Genomic DNA, 16191 nt, shown 5'->3' on the forward strand with positions numbered 1-16191 from the left:
CCGGGGTTCCCCAGCGTGGCATCGCCATGAGCGCTCTCGCCGTGGACGACCAGGCCGCCTCCGCACCCCCTGACGGGGATGCGGAGGGGCCGGTGACCGACGCCCCGCTGATCTACTTCTCGTCGGTCTCCGACAACACCCACCGCTTCGTCACGAAGCTGGGGGTCCGGGCCGCCCGCATGCCGCTGCTCACCAAGGAGCCGACCCTGCAGGCAACCCGCCCGTACGTCCTGGTCCTCCCCACCTACGGCGGGATCACCGGCAAGGGCGCGGTGCCCCGGCAGGTCGTCAAGTTCCTGAACAACGAGCAGAACCGCGCCCTCCTCCGGGGGGTCATCGGAGCGGGGAACACCAATTTCGGTGAGACCTACTGCCTTGCCGCCGACATCATCGCGGCGAAGTGCCACGTGCCGGTGCTGTACAGATTCGAAGTCATGGGCACGTCCGAGGACGTGGACCGAGTAACCAAAGGATTGGAAGAGTTTTGGACATGAGTGTTGCAGAGACGGAGACGGGCGCACCCGCTGCCGCGGCGGACCGCTTCAAGGACCTGGGCTATCACGAGCTGAACGCGATGCTCAACCTGTACGGACCGAACGGGGAGATCCAGTTCGACGCCGACCGCGAGGCTGCGCACCAGTACTTCCTGCAGCACGTGAACAACAACACGGTCTTCTTCCACGACCTCGAGGAGAAGCTCGACTACCTCGTGAAGAACGAGTACTACGAGCGCGAGACGCTCCACCAGTACACGATGAACTTCATCCGCGACCTCTTCAAGCGCGCCTACGCCAAGAAGTTCCGCTTCGAGACCTTCCTCGGCGCCTTCAAGTACTACACCTCGTACACGCTGAAGACGTTCGACGGCAAGCGCTACCTCGAGCGCTACGAGGACCGTGTGTGCATGGTCGCCCTGCACCTGGCCCGCGGCAACGAGCAGCTCGCCGAGCAGATGGTCGACGAGATCATCGACGGCCGCTTCCAGCCCGCCACCCCCACGTTCCTCAACGCCGGCAAGCGCCAGCGCGGCGAGCTCGTCTCCTGCTTCCTCCTCCGCATCGAGGACAACATGGAGTCGATCGGCCGGTCCATCAACTCGGCCCTGCAGCTCTCCAAGCGCGGCGGCGGCGTCGCCTTCGCCCTCACCAACATCCGCGAGGTCGGCGCGCCGATCAAGCAGATCGAGAACCAGTCCTCCGGCGTCATCCCCGTGATGAAGCTCCTCGAGGACAGCTTCTCCTACGCCAACCAGCTCGGCGCCCGCCAGGGTGCCGGTGCCGTGTACCTGCACGCCCACCACCCGGACATCAACCGCTTCCTCGACACCAAGCGCGAGAACGCGGACGAGAAGATCCGCATCAAGACGCTGTCCCTCGGCGTCGTCGTCCCCGACATCACCTTCGAGCTCGCCAAGCGCGATGAGGACATGTACCTGTTCTCGCCGTACGACGTCGAGCGTGTCTACGGCATGCCGTTCTCCGACATCTCGGTCACCGAGAAGTACTACGAGATGGTGGACGACGCCCGCATCAAGAAGACCAAGATCAAGGCCCGCGAGTTCTTCCAGACCCTCGCGGAGATCCAGTTCGAGTCCGGCTACCCGTACATCATGTTCGAGGACACCGTGAACCGGGCCAACCCGATCGAGGGCAAGATCATCATGTCCAACCTGTGCTCCGAGATCCTCCAGGTCTCCGAGCCCACCACGTACAACGAGGACCTGTCCTACGACTCCGTGGGCAAGGACATCTCCTGCAACCTCGGCTCGCTGAACATCGCGAAGACCATGGACTCGCCCGACTTCGGCCGGACCATCGAGACCGCGATCCGCACCCTCTCGGCCGTCTCGGACATGAGCCACATCAGCTCGGTGCCCTCGATCGCCAAGGGCAACAACGCCTCGCATGCCATCGGCCTCGGCCAGATGAACCTGCACGGTTACCTCGCCCGGGAGCGGGTCCACTACGGCTCCGAAGAGGGCCTGGACTTCACCAACATCTACTTCTACTCCGTGGTGTACCACTGCATCCGGGCGTCGAACCTGATGGCCATCGAGACCGGCCGTACTTTCGCAGGCTTCGAGAAGTCGAAGTACGCCAGTGGCGAGTTCTTCGACAAGTACACCGATCAGGTGTGGGAGCCGGCGACGCCGCGGGTGCGTGAGCTGTTCGCCGACGTGCACATCCCCACGCAGGAGGACTGGCGCGCCCTGAAGGCCTCGGTCATGGAGCACGGCATCTACAACCAGAACCTGCAGGCCGTGCCGCCGACCGGTTCCATCTCGTACATCAACAACTCGACCTCCTCCATCCACCCGGTGGCGTCGAAGATCGAGATCCGCAAGGAAGGCAAGCTCGGCCGCGTGTACTACCCGGCGCCGTACCTCACCAACGACAACCTGGAGTACTACCAGGATGCGTACGAGATCGGCTACGAGAAGATCATCGACACCTACGCCGCCGCGACGCAGCACGTGGACCAGGGCCTGTCCCTGACACTGTTCTTCAAGGACACCGCCACCACGCGGGAGATCAACAAGTCGCAGATCTACGCCTGGCGCAAGGGCATCAAGACCGTCTACTACATCCGTCTCCGCCAGCTCGCGCTGGAAGGGACGGAGGTCGAGGGCTGCGTCAGTTGCATGCTCTAGGCAACTAAATTGGCCAGGCCGGGCGATATGCCCGGCCTGGCACTCCAGGCTCCACCGGGATCACCGGCATTACTTTCACCCAGACAAGGAACACACCATGAGCGAGAAGCTGAAGCTCGTAGACCAGGTCCAGGCCATCAACTGGAACCGCATCCAGGACGACAAGGACGTGGATGTCTGGAACCGCCTGGTGAACAACTTCTGGCTGCCCGAGAAGGTGCCGCTGTCCAACGACGTGCAGTCCTGGGCCACGCTGACGCCGGAGGAGCAGCAGCTCACCATGCGCGTCTTCACCGGCCTCACCCTGCTCGACACCGTCCAGGCGACGGTCGGAGCGGTCAGCCTCATCCCGGATGCGCTGACCCCGCACGAGGAGGCCGTCCTCACGAACATCGCGTTCATGGAGTCGGTGCACGCCAAGAGCTACTCGTCGATCTTCTCCACCCTGGCCTCCACCAAGGAGATCGACGAGGCGTTCCGCTGGTCCACGGAGAACGTGAACCTGCAGAAGAAGGCGCACATCGTCACGGACTACTACCGCGGCGACGATCCCCTGAAGCGCAAGGTCGCCTCGACGCTGCTCGAGAGCTTCCTGTTCTACTCCGGTTTCTACCTCCCGATGTACTGGTCCTCCCGGGCCAAGCTGACGAACACGGCGGACCTGGTGCGCCTGATCATCCGTGACGAGGCCGTGCACGGCTACTACATCGGGTACAAGTTCCAGCGTGGGCTGGAGAGCGCGACGCCGGAGCGCCGCCAGGAGCTGAAGGACTACACGTTCGAGCTGCTCTTCGAGCTGTACGAGAACGAGGTCCAGTACACGCACGACCTCTACGACTCCGTCGGCCTGGCCGAGGACGTCAAGAAGTTCCTGCACTACAACGCCAACAAGGCGCTGATGAACCTGGGCTACGAGGCGATGTTCCCGTCCTCCGTGACCGATGTGAACCCGGCGATCCTCTCGGCGCTGTCCCCGAACGCCGACGAGAACCACGACTTCTTCTCCGGCTCGGGCTCCTCGTACGTGATCGGCAAGGCCGTGAACACCGAGGACGAGGACTGGGACTTCTGATCCTGAAGACTCGGACATAGTCGGAAATCACGAAGAGCCTCGGTGGACGTCGTCTGCCGAGGCTCTTCGTTGTCGTGCACCAGGACGGTGGCTCCCGAGACGTGGATGTGCACTTCTGGAAGAGCCCGAGCGTGCAGTCGAAGGACACTTCCAGGAGCCCGAAAACTGCAGAGGAAGCGGGACGCATCATCGGCCACGTTGCTTTCTCTCCCGTGTCCGTGGAGAGCTTTGCGGACGATTGGTTCGGCCCGGTCCTCTCTCCGTCAGCCCTGAGTGCCGGCGTCAGGGCATCGGTCGCAGGCTCGTACGCCGAGGGCTTGGAATTCTTGAAGAAGACGGGGCCGCTGGAGGACTGCCGTGATCGCGGTGGTGGATCGAGGGCCCACCTGGTGGCTTGGTGCGTGGTGCAGGACATCGATTGGAAGTAGGCTTAGCGTGTCGCTCGCCCGGCGCTCTGATCACGGTTGCGTCCTACCGACATCGAGGGGACGGAATCACCGATCCGGGTTCACGGGGGCGTGACTCCGGCTTCACAGGAGCACGCCATCACTTGCACCGCACCATCGAGGAGCTTCCCATGCAGCGCACCCGACGGATCACCACGGCCCTTCTTGGTACCGCGGCGGGTTTCGCGCTCATCACCGGGTGCACCAGCGGCACCACCCCGCCCGCGGCCAACGCGCCCACCGGCACTGCCAGCGCCGAGGAGCCGGCCCCCGTGACACCCGAAGGAACCGGGGCACCCTCGACCGCCGGCACCGCATCGGCCAGTTCAACAGCGGACAGCAGCCCCACCGCCTCGAGCACCTCGTCCGGGTCCACGGGGTCGTCCGCAAGCGGATCAGCAACACCCGAGAGTTCGAACGCCTCCGCGGCAGCGGTTACTCTCGGGCGCGGCGATGAGCGCAAGGTCACGACCCCCGATACGACCGTCAGCATCACCTGCACCGATGGCGGCGACGTCGACGTCGACACCGATGGCACCACGATCGACATCACCGGCGATTGCGAGGACCTCGACATCGACGGCAATGACAACACCGTGACCGGTGAAGGCACCGAAAGCCTGAACATCGAAGGCACGAACAACACGGTCACGCTCACCACCGCACCCGAGATCGACGTCGACGGGACCGGAAACACTGTGGACGTGGAGGACACCCGGGATGTCGACGTCGAAGGAGACTCCAATACCGTCACCTACACCACCGGTGATCCCACCATCGAAACCGAAGGCACCAATTCCATCGCCACCCGATGACACGGCCAAGGCCCGGCACGCCACGAGAAGCCGGGAACTCTCGAAGATCATTGGCTGCTCGGTGGCGCCCCAACGCCGGCAGGCGGCGGCACGCGGGCTTCCGGATACCGTGATCCGCCCGTCGATCCCATAAGGTGACCCGGCAGGGGACAGGCCCTGTGAAAGACCATTCCCTACCGGGTCGGAACTGCCTGTCGAGCCACTCAGGCCAGATGTTCGCGCATGAACTCGGTGGAGTGTGCGCTATCAGCGGCGGTGGTGACCGTGGTCGTCGCAATTGAGCTTGACCACCTCGCTGCTTTCCCGGCCATCCTTGTGGCTGTAGCTATATGCCTGGTAGTAGTTTCCACACTTGCCTTCGTCCGATGTGAACTTGAAGTCGCCGCGGTCCGTCCAGACGTTGCGGTCGTCGATGGTTCTTCCGTCGCCGTGGTAGCGGACTTCGACGATCTTCACGTAGACCCTCTGGGAATCGTAATTGTCGCCCCTCACCGTGAGGTCGCCGTTCCAATTCGTATCGAGGCTCAGACGTGCGTCGTCGCCGTGGTAGTTCCCGTTGGCTGCTACCTGGACGGGGGATGCAACGGCGGGAGCCGAGGCACCCAGGCCTGCCAGGAGGGCGAACAGGGTTCCTGCGACGAAGATGAACAGGCGCCAGCTAAGAGATTTTTTCATGATGTTTTTCTTCCACGCATGCCGGGCCGAATATGGGGATGGGTGCGTGTCGCGGTCAGCACGCCGCGGGCGGTTGTCCGGCTGAGCCGCCCGTATGTGGCGGAGCAGATGCGCGGAAACGAGGACCGATTCGGGCAGCCATGCCCGCACGGATGGATTTCCGCTGCTTCCAGTTGCGATCTTCACGTTCGGACTGGTCTTCCCCAGCGGAGCCGTCCCTACACCTTCTCTGGGTGCACCCCCCATGGTAGATGAACGCCACCTTTGAGAGAAGGGCCAGAGGGCGAGTCTTGGAGCCTCCCTCTACCCTCGCGCGCGGCCGACCCGGAGCAGGCCCGATCAGTAGCCCTGCTGGATGACCGCCGCTACCGCCCCGACGTCGTCGTTCGCCTTGAACACCCCTTCGATGCCGTCCGCGAACCCCTGATTCATGATGATCGCGAATGCGACCTTGCGGCCGCTATCGGTCTCCATGACCCCTCCGAGCGTCTTGGTGCCGAGCCGGGCGCGCCCGTTGAAGGAATCGCCGCCGACCAGCGTGCCGGTCTTGGCGAACACCTTCCCCGCAGCGGGGCTGTCGACCTGCACGGTGGAGAGGGAGCCGTCCACGCCCAGGATGGGGAGGGTGTCCCTCCAGCGCTCGGCGTCCGGGCGCTCCGCCATGATCGTCTGGATCTGGACGGCGTTCTCGGCCGTGATGTAGTTGCCGTCCAGGCCCGACCCGTCGATCAGGGAGGCTCCGGTGATGTCGAGACCAGCGTCCTTCCAGATCCGTCCGGCCTCGCTCATTCCGGTGCTGCAGTCGTCCTTGCCGGTCTCCACGGCCAGGAGGCAGATGAACGTCTGGGCGCCACGGTTGTAGCTGATCTTCATCACGTAGGTCGCTTCCTGCGCCAACGGTAGCGACTCGAGCTCCGCGACGGACGGAAGCGCGTCGAGATCGGCCTGCGGCGCGAGACCCGACGTCGAGTTCACGACGATCGGATCATCGGCCACCGCCACGCCTGCCCGTCCGAGTGCCTCGATGAACGCCGTGCGGGCGAAGGTCGCGGGGTCGTCCACCGCGAGCACCTTCACCTGCGGGTCGCTGTCGACGGCGACCGTGCCGCTGATCACGATCTCGCCGTCTCCTGCCGACACCGGATTCGTTACCTCGGCCTTCTCGCCGGCAGCGACGGTCGTGATGTCACTTCTGACGCGCCACGGCTCCACGGCAGGGGTCAGCTCCACCGTCGCCGGTTCGCCGACCGCTCCAGGCGCGATCTGGAGGTCGAGGATGTTCTGGTTGATGATGATCGGTGTGATCGGTTCTCCGGCCAGCTCACCCGCGAAGAGCCGGTCGTCGACGACGACGTCCCCGCTGACCGCGCTGATCCCGGCGGCCCTGACCTGCGCGGCGAGATCGTTCAATCCGGTCAGAGGGTCCTCTGTCGTGAGCGTGGCACCAGGAATCGGATTGGCATCGTTGTGATCGAGATCAGTGAAGTCGACGGTGCCGTCCGGCTTGGTCCGCCCACCCATCGTGAGGTCTCCCTTGCCGACGAGGACGAGGTCTCCCTGGAGTACCCCGTCGACGACGTCGCCGACCCGTTTCACCGGAGTGGTGATCGTGTGGTCCGGTCCCCAGGTCAGCCACGCCGCGCCGGCGCTGTAGGTCTTCACGAACGAGCCCGGCTCGGCCATCTTGCCGCCGTCGAGGTCGACCAGCACCTCGCCCGTATCGATATCGGCGGCCGAGATGTGCCAGCGGCCGTCCGCGTACTCCGGCTGACCCATGACCTCCAGGGCAGCCTCCGGCACCGGCGCCACGGGTCTTTCGTCGGCGGCGGGTGCGACACTGCAGGACGTCGCCCCTGCTGCAACGAGCATCAGCGCAGCCGTCAATGCTGTCGTTCTCCGAAGGCGTCGGATCATGGCTTTGCCCCACTTTCGATGACGGCCGCGAGGCGGCGGAAGAGCTGATCGGCGGGATGGGCACCGGATGCCTCGTTGGACAGGTTCATGAAGACCACGATGGATGCACCGGTCTCCGGCTGGTGGAAGAGGGCGGCCGTGAAGCCGAAGCCCTCACCGTTGTGCCCCCACCAGCCCCCGGTCTCGCCAATGCCGAGCGCGTACAGATCATAGGGCGGCCCGGCGTCGAGGGGTGCTCCGACGAGGCGTTCCGCTTGCGTCGCTGTCCCGAGCAGGGTGCCGGTGGCGAGAGTCTCCGCCCAGACGCGCCCGTCGTCGAGCGTGGACACCATCGATCCTGCCGGGCCGAAGACGGACATGTTGGCGGCTTGCGGTGCGGGTCCATCCTCGTCGGGCGCATAGCCCACCGGATGGGCGGTCTCCCATGTCGCAGCATCGACGATGTACTCGGTGTCGTCCTGGTCGAGCGGTTCGAGGACGAGGTCCTGCAGCACGGCGTCGAACGGCCGGCCGGTGGCCTGCTCGACGACGGCGCCGAGCAGATTGGTGTTCGCGTTGGTATAGACCTTCCGGGTACCCGGCTCGAACTGGGCGGGCTTGCCCAGCATGAATCCGTTGAGGTCGTCGAGGGTGAAGATGCGCTCCGGATCCTCGTCGAACGCGTCCACGAAGTCCTGGTTGGTGTAGTCGGCGTTGCCGCTGGCCATACCGGCGAGATCGCGGAGGGTGATCCGGTCTCCGTCGGTGACACCCTCGACGTACTCATCGATGGTGTCATCGAGTGAGATCACGCCCTGATCGGCGAGTTGCAGGACGAGCGTCACGGTGTAGGACTTGGTGATGCTGCGCAGGGGCCACTGCATCGCGGGATCGACTGCTACGCCGTTCTCGAGGTCGGCACTCCCGGACACCGAGGTCCATGTGCCCTGGCCGGGGATCCAGACCCCGACGGCAGCGCCGGGCACCCCGTACTCGGCCATCGTCTGCTCGACGCTCTCCTGAAGACCGGCCTGCACTGTCGCGGGCAGTTCTCCTTCCGGTGCGCAGTGGCGTTCGGCAGGCGGGGAGGAACTGGAGGAGGCAGGTGTGGAGGCCGCAGTGGAGGAGGAAGTGAGCGTGGCGGCGGGCGATGCTGCCGAGCATCCCGTCAGGAGGATCGCCGCGCTGAGGCTGGTGGTCACGCCGACGCCGAGCGCACGAGCGCGGCGGGCCGATGGTGTGGTGCGTCCCGTCACGAAAAGCTCCTTGGGTCATCTGTACCGTGGAACTGGCCAGTGACGCGTGAAGGGCCGTGGCACGGATCGGGTGGGATCTATGCCCGTAACCTAGCCCTATCCCGGGTGGGCCACTAGCGACCTAGGTCCATGCTTCGTGGTTCCCGGGCCAGGGAGGGACGGCGGGCAGAACCGCCCGGCCCGGTCATCCGCTCGGTGATATCAGCCAGCGCCACCACGAGGTACGTTCGGGTTCCGGCTGGGGCTCCGGCTCCGGTTCCTCGCCCAGAGCCTGCGCAGCCTCCACGAGATCGTCCGTGGTGAGCATCATGACGTCGTCGCGATCGAGCGCGTCGAGGCTCCGCTCGGTGTCGAGCGAGAGCCTCAGGGCCTGCCGGTTGAGCGCCTGCTCGAACAGGGTGCGGGCGAAACGCGCGTTGCCGGAATCCTCGCCTGCGTGGACATTGGCAAGGATGCGGCGCAGCATCTGATCGGCACCCGGCTCCAGGGCGTACTCGTGCTGGACGAGCATCTGGCGGAAGATCGTCTCGAGTGCGTCGACCGAGTAGTCGGGAAAGGTGATCTCCCGGGCGAACCGGGAGCGCAGGCCCGGATTGGACAGCAGGAAGGACTCCATCAGCCGCGGATAGCCGGCCACGATCACCACTAGACGGTGGCGATGGTCCTCCATCCGCTTGAGCAGGACCTCGATCGCTTCGGGACCGAAGTCTATGCGGCCCGCCTCGGGGGTCAACGCATAGGCCTCATCGATGAAGAGGACGCCATCCAGCGCCCGGCGGATCACCCGGTCCGTCTTGATGGCCGTCTCTCCCACGTACTGACCGACGAGGCCTGATCGGTCGACCTCCACCAGATGGCCCTTCTGCAGCAGCCCGACCGCGCGGTACATCTCGGCCAGGAGACGCGCCACCGTCGTCTTACCGGTACCGGGATTCCCGAGGAACACCAGATGCTGCGATGTGGCGACTTCCGGCAGGCCGTGCGCCTTGCGGCGGGCCTGGATCTGCAGCAACGCGACGAGCGCCCGCACCTGTTCCTTCACGGTGTCCAGGCCGACCAGCGCGTCGAGCTCCGCCTGCACTTCGGAGAGCGGCCGGGCCGGGCCCGGCCGCGCACTGAACAGCTCACTGACCCTGTCATCGATCCGCTCGGAACCGGGGAGCTTGAGCTGCTCGGCCAGATGCCCGAGCGTCTCACGCAGTTCGTCGAGCGGATTGCGGCTGGCAGCCATGCGATTCTCCTGTGGCTCGTCGGGCCGCGAGTGCAGGGTCCGCGGTGGTTGGTGTGCCGTGCTACGTGGGTCCTTCGTGGGTGCGTCCCCACTGTAGTCCTCCGGCAAAACCACCCGCAGGGCTTTGACAATCTGCGCTCCGACGTGGGGGAGCAGCAGCCCTGTTCGTCCCGCGGCAGGACTCGCGCCGTTCGGTACCCTCGAATTCCCATCCTCAGGCTATTCTTCGGAGAAGTTCGTCCGCGGGACTCCAGGGTGGTCTTGCCACGGGATGCTGCCATCCCTGCTCGAGAACCCTCGGCATCCGTTCGAGGTCCGCGGCCGACTGCGCTTTCGCTGAGAATCGCCGCATCGTTTCATCGTCCGGGCCCGTCCGGATGCTGCAGGGGGACATCATGAACCGGGCTGGACAGAAATATCTTCGGGTTGCCGTCACCGTGGGCGCGGGCTTCGCGGTCAGCGTCCTGCTGATGGCGACAACCGTCGACGGCGATCGCTCACCCGCGGCGTCACCACCGACCGCGCCGACGGCGGCCACCGCGCAGCTCCACACCGAGCAGCCCACTCCGGCCCCGACGCCTGCTCCGATGCCGACGGCCACGTCGACCACGTCGACCCCGCCGTCACCGACAACCCCGGCGTCTCCGCCGACCCCGACAACCCCGCCGGCTCCGTCGACCCCGACAACCCCGGCGTCTCCACCGGCACCGGTGGGCCCGCCGGCGGACACGCCCACCGAACCACCTGCGCCCTGCATCGATCCGGTGAGCCATGGCCCTGGTCTACAGCTGGCAGATCCCGCCCGCACGGCCCTGCTGATCGGCGATTCCCAGTCCGTCGGCGCGGTAGGGGTTCCCGCCGACCGCACCTGGACGCAGGGCGGCTTACGCAGCGCAGGGTACGACGTCCACTTCCTCGGGGCCGGTGGCACCGGATTCGTTGCCGCGAACGAGACGGGAGCGAGCAACTACCCCACATCACTCACACAGGCGCTCTGGGTCCTGCCCTGTGCGGATCCCGCCCTGATCGTCGTCCAGGGTGGAGGGAACGACGCTGCCGACGGTGCGACGGACGCTCAGATCACCGGCGGCGCCGACGTCGTCGTCGACACCCTTCACGGGGCGTACCCCTCATCGACGATCGTCATGATCGGGACCCTGGCCAGCGGAGCCGCTGCTGGCGGGGGGAGACGCACCGAGGTGGACGCCGTCCTGGGCGCTTCAGCCGTCGGCCGTCATCTCGCCTTCATCGGGGCGGGCGACTGGTTGACCCGCTATCAGGCCTCGGCCGACATGGCGGATCAGGTGCACCTGACGCAGCTCGGCCACGATCGTCTCGCGCCGGTGCTGCGGACGCAGCTGGAAGCCCTGCACCTCACGCAGTTCGACCTCGCCCGCGCACGGGAGGTCCGGCCCCACGCGGCACCGTGAGGCGGTTCGCTACGAGCGCCGGCGGGGATCCACCGACCTCGTGACCGGTGGATCTGGACCACACGAGCCGCGACCGATAGGCTCCACGCCATGATGACCAGTCAGGCTCTACCGAGCCGCTCCCGGACAGGCGAACTGGTCGCCGCCTGATCCGCGCTCCTCCCTGCGTCGCTGCTCGAAGCCGCGAACGACAATCGACACATCCAGGGAGATCCAATGACAGCGCATTTCAACCACACGATCATCGCCTCACACGACAGCGCCGCGATGGGCGCGTACTACACCGATCTGCTCGAAGCGACGGAAGCACCGGCATGGGGGCCCTTCGTCAACATCCAGCTTCCCGATGGGGTATTGCTGCAGTTCGCCAGCCCGCCGATGGCGTTCCCTCCGCAGCACTACGCCTATCTGCTCGACGACGACCACTTCGACCGCGCGTACGCCAAGATCGTCGCTTCAGGCACTGAGCACTGGGCTGATCCGCAGCGAAGCCGCCCGGGGGAGACGAACACCGAGCACGGGGGACGCGGCGTCTACCTCCTCGACCCCTCCGGCCACTATCTGGAGCTCATCACCCGGCCCTACCTCCAGTCATAGGCCCGATCCCGGTGCGGGACATCGTTCGGCGCCTGGCTGAGTTCTTTGCCGGCCGCCCGAGGAGACGACCCGGCGTGCAGCAGACGGTCGGATCGATCGAGTGTGGCTCGATCCAGCCGCGACCTCCCCCGACGGCCTGGCGTGCGGCTGGGCCGTCGGTTCAGGGCGGGCCCAGCGCCGTTTCGGCGGCAGTCGTGAAGGCGTCGAACAGTTCGGCGGCGGGCGGCAGCACCTGGGTCATCAGGACGATTGCGGCGTCGTGGTCGGGCCAGTTGTACCAGAGGGTGCCCAACCCGCCGCCCCATCCGTAGCGGCGTCCGGCTGGTCCGTCGGTCACCCCGACTCCGTACCCCCATCCGCCTCCCTCGAGGAAGGCTTGCGCTGAGGGGCCTGATCGCTGCGCGGCGGTGAGCTGATCGGTCGTCATGGCGGCAATCGACGCGGGGGACAGCAATCCGTTGCCGTCATCGAGCAGCATGCGGGCGAACCGCAGCATGTCATGGGCTGTGGACACCAGACCGCCGCGCGCATCCGGAAAGGCCGGTGGTGCCGACCATCGGCTCCCGACGGCACTGTCGAAAAGGACCAGGCCGGTCTCGCTGCGCGCGAAGGACGGCACAAGGCGGTGCCGCGGAGCGGTGAACCCGGTGTGCGTCATGGCAAGGGGGGCGAAGAGTCGTTCGCGCAGCAGGACGTCGAGCGATGTTCCCGTCGCGCGTGCGAGCACGACTCCGAGCACCCCGAAGGAGAACTCGTACCTCCAGGCCGTGCCCGGCTGTTCCAGCAGAGGCAGAGGGGCGAGACGGGCCACCCATTCGTCGGGCGGGGGCACTGCCGCTGGGTCAGGGGGGCCGAACCCCAGCCCGGCCGCCTCAGCCTCGTCCACTGCGGGACAAGCGCTGTCGAAGACGAACCCGTAGCCCATCCGCATGGTCAGCAGGTCTTCGATGGTCATCGGCCGGTGCGCCGGCACCGTGTCGTCGAGTCGGCTGTCCAGCTGGCGCAGAACACGGCGGCCGGCCAGTTCCGGGACGAACGTCTCGACGGCGTCCTCGAGGTCCAGCACGCCGTCCTGCACGAGGAGCAGGGCAACCGCGGCGACCATCGGCTTCGTGTTGGAGCTGATGCGCATCACCGCGTCGACGGGCATCGCCGTAGTCCCACCCACCTCGGTGTTTCCCACAGCGGCCATCGAGGTACGGCCGGAATGCACGACGCCCACGACGGCGCCCGGAACCGCGCCGTCGTCCACCATCGGTTGGATCGTCCCGACCAGCTGCCGCGCATCCACCGCTCGAGCGTAACAGCGGCCGGTCCACCGGTCTCCGGTGTCACCCGCCGGCCGGCCCGGCCGTTCCTGATGGCGCACGCTGACCGTCGGTCGCCGGGACGACCGTGCTCATCACGCAGTTGCCTTTGCCCTTCGGCCGGTCATAGTCGAAACCGAGGTCCTCGTACATGGTGCGTGTGGCGTTGTAGAGGAATGACGACGAGGTCTTCTTGCCGGCCGGCAGGTCGTGGGGGTAGGACTCCACGGTCCCGCCTCCGGCTCGGGCGATCAACGACAGGGCACCTCGTACGGCCGTCGCGGCGACTCCCTGGCGTCGGTAGTCGCGGTCGACGAACAGGCAGGTGATACGCCAGTCCGGAACACGGACCATGGTCTTCTCCCATTCCTTGCGGTGATGGATGTTCTGGAGCTCACCGACCGACCCGTACTGGGCCCAGGCCACGGCCCGCTCCCCGTCGAAGACGAGTGCGGCGTGTGCCCGATCGTCGTCGACGAGCTGCCGCTTGAATTCGCGTGAGCCAAGCGTCCTGCGCTCCGGTGGGTCGGGGTAGAGGTGGAACCAGTTGCACCAGCAGCCGCCCCACACCCCGTTGTGTCGCTCCGCCAATGCGGCGAACGCATCCCACGTCCGCGTGCTGAGCGGTTCGATCCGAAAACTGTCGTCCATGGCTATGTCCTTCACAGATGGCCGGCAACTACCACCGCTCCGCGCTCCGCCGCGCGTGATCAGTCACCCAGTAGCTCCGCGATGCCGCGATCGATGAACTGCTGGTCCGTGGGATTGAAGGGGGCCAGATGTCCCCAGACGGTCGGAATGGGCCTGGTACTGGCTCCGGGGATGTGGCTTGCTTCGTACTCACTGTCGACGGGCGGGAAATACCGGTCCGTCTCGGCGTTCATGATGATCGTTCTCGCCCGGATCGCTCCCAGTGCCCGGTCGAAGTCACCGCCGAAGTTCGGATGATCGCCGAGGTCGTTGTGCATCCAGGTCCGGATCTGGGCGAGGAGGTCGTTGGCGTCGCACTTGAGGAAGAAGGGTTCCCAGAAGATCTCGATGAACTCCTCGGCGCTGGTGGCGCCGAAACCGCGGTACAACTCCTCCCGGTAGAACGCCTCGGAAAAACCCCATCCGGCATAGATGGATGCGAACGTCCTGAGGCCTCGCACAGGCGGTTTGTCGCCGTAGAAGCCGTCGTTCCAGTCGGTATCGGTCGTGATGGCGCGAATGAGGGCGTGGAGGAACACCCTGTTGTAGTGGGCCGTGCGGGCGGAGCCCGAGATCGGCGCTATGGCCTGCACCATCTCCGGGTGCAGTGCCGCCCAGGCATAGGTCTGGGCGGCACCCATGGACCAGCTCGAGACGAGGCGGATCTTCTCGATACCGAATTCCTCGGTCACCAGCCGATATTGCGCGTTGATGTTGTCATAGGCGGTGACGCGCGGAAATGTGCTCCTGCCATAAGGGGGAGGCGTGTTGCTCGGCGAGGAGGAGACAGCCGCGCCGAAGTGGTTCGGCACGATGATGAAGTATCTGCTCGGTTTCAGCGCACGGTCCTCGCCGGTCATCCACGTTGCGGTATCCGTCGGAGTGGCGGTGAACCAGGTCGGGCAGATGACGACGTTGTCCTTCGCCTCGTTCAATGCACCCAGGGTGGTGTAGCCCAGTCGGGCGGATGGAAGGACCGAGCCCTTCTGGAGGACGAAATCTCCCAGGTCGAAAAGCCTATGCTCCATTGCATTGCTCCCTTCAACGAGGCTCCATCGTCGGAGCTCAGCTCGATCGTACAGAGGACCCCGCGCGGGGTACAGGAATGCGGAAGTGGCCGTGGCCCGACTCCCGGACCACAGGGGCGGGCAGGCGGGACAGAAAGTGCGGGATCTCCCACGTCGGCCACCGGGATCACTGCTACTCTCTCCGGAGGCCGTGCGAGAGAACGAGGAGGTGGTACCCGTGAACGATGGAACGTGGGTGCTCCCCTCCGGGGTCATGGTCGGACGATAGGTCGTCCGGGAGCGCCGTTCACCCAGCCCTCCCGAAAGGCACGACCATGCACTTCACCTCTGAGAAGCGACTCAACGACGGCGTCCTCGAACGTGGATTCACCCTCGGCGGGATCCCCGGCATCCTGTGGACGACTCCCGCATCCCCACCGGCCCCCTTGATCCTTATCGGCCATCCAGGCGGACTGCGCTCCATGTACCCCCGGCTGGTGGCGCGCGCCCGGCAATCCACCGCGGACGGCTTCGCCGCCGCCACCATCGAACTCCCGTGGAGCGGTGACCGGACTCCATCGCCCGACGCCGAACGCGCTCGTGCCGAGCTCCGCCGGGCGATCGGGGCAGGTGACCCGGTCGACGACATCGTCGATCGGTTGGTCCTCCCGCTCGTCGAGGAAGCGGTCCCGGAATGGCAGACGGCCCTGGACGAGCTCCTTGCACTTCCCGACATCAGCGGCCCGGTCGGATACTCGGGCGGGGTGATCGCCATCGGAGTCCGGCTGGCGCTGGTGGAGCCGCGCATCGAGGCCGCCGGATTCTTCGCCGGGAGTTTCGTGCCCCGCGCCATGGTCGACGAGGCCCGCCGGATCACGATTCCGGTGCACGTCCTGCTGCAGTGGGACGACGAGGGGAACGATCGGCAGCTCGCACTGGATCTGTTCGACGCTCTCGGTTCCGAGGAGAAGACACTGCAGGCCAACATGGGCGGGCACACCGGGGTCCCGCCGTACGCGGCGGACGACGCGGCCCGGTTCTTCGCCCGGCATCTGAACGCCGATAGGGCGACGCGGGTTCCGCCGGCCGCGGGCAGGGGCCGCTTGTCTTCAAGTACTTGAA

At 66.0% G+C, this 16191-nt stretch carries 15 protein-coding genes; 7 read left to right on the top strand and 8 right to left on the bottom strand.

Annotated features, from left to right (window positions below):
* The first annotated feature begins 26 nt into the window (after positions 1-26).
* The 4 genes from nrdI to QFZ50_RS04605 all read left to right on the top strand — a co-directional run bounded on the left by nrdI (position 27) and on the right by QFZ50_RS04605 (position 4983).
* The gene (gene nrdI / locus QFZ50_RS04590; protein WP_307082337.1) at positions 27-494 is read left to right on the top strand and encodes a class Ib ribonucleoside-diphosphate reductase assembly flavoprotein NrdI; all 468 of its coding nucleotides are present in this window, start codon (positions 27-29) and stop codon (positions 492-494) included.
* Positions 491-2650, top strand: a complete 2160-nt coding sequence (gene nrdE / locus QFZ50_RS04595) for a class 1b ribonucleoside-diphosphate reductase subunit alpha (RefSeq protein ID WP_307082339.1) — start codon at positions 491-493, stop codon at positions 2648-2650. The genes nrdI and nrdE overlap by 4 nt, the downstream gene beginning before the upstream one ends.
* A gap of 97 nt (positions 2651-2747) precedes the next feature.
* Complete coding sequence (nrdF, locus tag QFZ50_RS04600; RefSeq protein WP_087026264.1) at positions 2748-3722, top strand: class 1b ribonucleoside-diphosphate reductase subunit beta; 975 nt, start codon at positions 2748-2750, stop codon at positions 3720-3722.
* A gap of 577 nt (positions 3723-4299) precedes the next feature.
* Positions 4300-4983: a DUF3060 domain-containing protein gene (locus QFZ50_RS04605; protein WP_307082343.1), complete on the top strand. Its 684-nt coding sequence runs from the start codon at positions 4300-4302 to the stop codon at positions 4981-4983.
* 246 nt (positions 4984-5229) lie between these two features.
* Here QFZ50_RS04605 and QFZ50_RS04610 read toward each other — a convergent pair whose 3' ends face one another.
* From QFZ50_RS04610 to QFZ50_RS04630, 5 genes are all read right to left on the bottom strand, one after another.
* On the bottom strand, positions 5230-5844 hold the full coding sequence (locus tag QFZ50_RS04610; RefSeq protein ID WP_307082345.1) for a hypothetical protein: 615 nt from the start codon (positions 5842-5844) through the stop codon (positions 5230-5232).
* Between the two features lie 153 nt (positions 5845-5997).
* Positions 5998-7527 carry a D-alanyl-D-alanine carboxypeptidase/D-alanyl-D-alanine endopeptidase gene (gene dacB, locus QFZ50_RS04615; protein WP_307082348.1) on the bottom strand — a complete coding sequence of 510 codons (1530 nt, stop codon included), beginning with the start codon at positions 7525-7527 and terminating at the stop codon, positions 5998-6000.
* Between the two features lie 41 nt (positions 7528-7568).
* The gene (locus tag QFZ50_RS04620) at positions 7569-8807 is read right to left on the bottom strand and encodes a serine hydrolase domain-containing protein (protein WP_307082350.1); all 1239 of its coding nucleotides are present in this window, start codon (positions 8805-8807) and stop codon (positions 7569-7571) included.
* A gap of 184 nt (positions 8808-8991) precedes the next feature.
* Positions 8992-10038 (bottom strand): AAA family ATPase, encoded by a 1047-nt coding sequence (locus QFZ50_RS04625; protein ID WP_307082352.1) that lies wholly within the window; start codon positions 10036-10038, stop codon positions 8992-8994.
* Between the two features lie 214 nt (positions 10039-10252).
* Entirely contained in the window at positions 10253-10774 is a 522-nt protein-coding gene (locus tag QFZ50_RS04630) for a hypothetical protein (RefSeq protein WP_307082354.1), read from the bottom strand.
* 28 nt (positions 10775-10802) lie between these two features.
* On the opposite strand from QFZ50_RS04630, the gene QFZ50_RS04635 reads away from it, so the two are divergent.
* Together QFZ50_RS04635 and QFZ50_RS04640 are read left to right on the top strand one after the other, a co-directional pair.
* Positions 10803-11468: an SGNH/GDSL hydrolase family protein gene (locus tag QFZ50_RS04635; RefSeq protein WP_307082356.1), complete on the top strand. Its 666-nt coding sequence runs from the start codon at positions 10803-10805 to the stop codon at positions 11466-11468.
* A gap of 216 nt (positions 11469-11684) precedes the next feature.
* Positions 11685-12065, top strand: coding sequence for a VOC family protein (locus tag QFZ50_RS04640; protein WP_307082359.1), 381 nt, complete (start codon positions 11685-11687; stop codon positions 12063-12065).
* 160 nt (positions 12066-12225) lie between these two features.
* Here QFZ50_RS04640 and QFZ50_RS04645 read toward each other — a convergent pair whose 3' ends face one another.
* The 3 genes from QFZ50_RS04645 to QFZ50_RS04655 all read right to left on the bottom strand — a co-directional run bounded on the left by QFZ50_RS04645 (position 12226) and on the right by QFZ50_RS04655 (position 15345).
* The gene (locus QFZ50_RS04645) at positions 12226-13320 is read right to left on the bottom strand and encodes a serine hydrolase domain-containing protein (RefSeq protein ID WP_307086674.1); all 1095 of its coding nucleotides are present in this window, start codon (positions 13318-13320) and stop codon (positions 12226-12228) included.
* A gap of 76 nt (positions 13321-13396) precedes the next feature.
* On the bottom strand, positions 13397-14023 hold the full coding sequence (locus QFZ50_RS04650) for a GNAT family N-acetyltransferase (RefSeq protein WP_307082361.1): 627 nt from the start codon (positions 14021-14023) through the stop codon (positions 13397-13399).
* A gap of 59 nt (positions 14024-14082) precedes the next feature.
* The gene (locus QFZ50_RS04655) at positions 14083-15345 is read right to left on the bottom strand and encodes an alpha/beta fold hydrolase (RefSeq protein WP_307082363.1); all 1263 of its coding nucleotides are present in this window, start codon (positions 15343-15345) and stop codon (positions 14083-14085) included.
* 59 nt (positions 15346-15404) lie between these two features.
* Between QFZ50_RS04655 and QFZ50_RS04660 the strand changes: the two genes are divergently transcribed.
* On the top strand, positions 15405-16190 hold the full coding sequence (locus QFZ50_RS04660) for an alpha/beta hydrolase (RefSeq protein WP_307082365.1): 786 nt from the start codon (positions 15405-15407) through the stop codon (positions 16188-16190).
* Position 16191: the final 1 nt, after the last annotated feature.

Source organism: Arthrobacter agilis (assembly GCF_030816075.1).
Classification (GTDB): Bacteria; Actinomycetota; Actinomycetes; order Actinomycetales; family Micrococcaceae; genus Arthrobacter_D; species Arthrobacter_D agilis_E.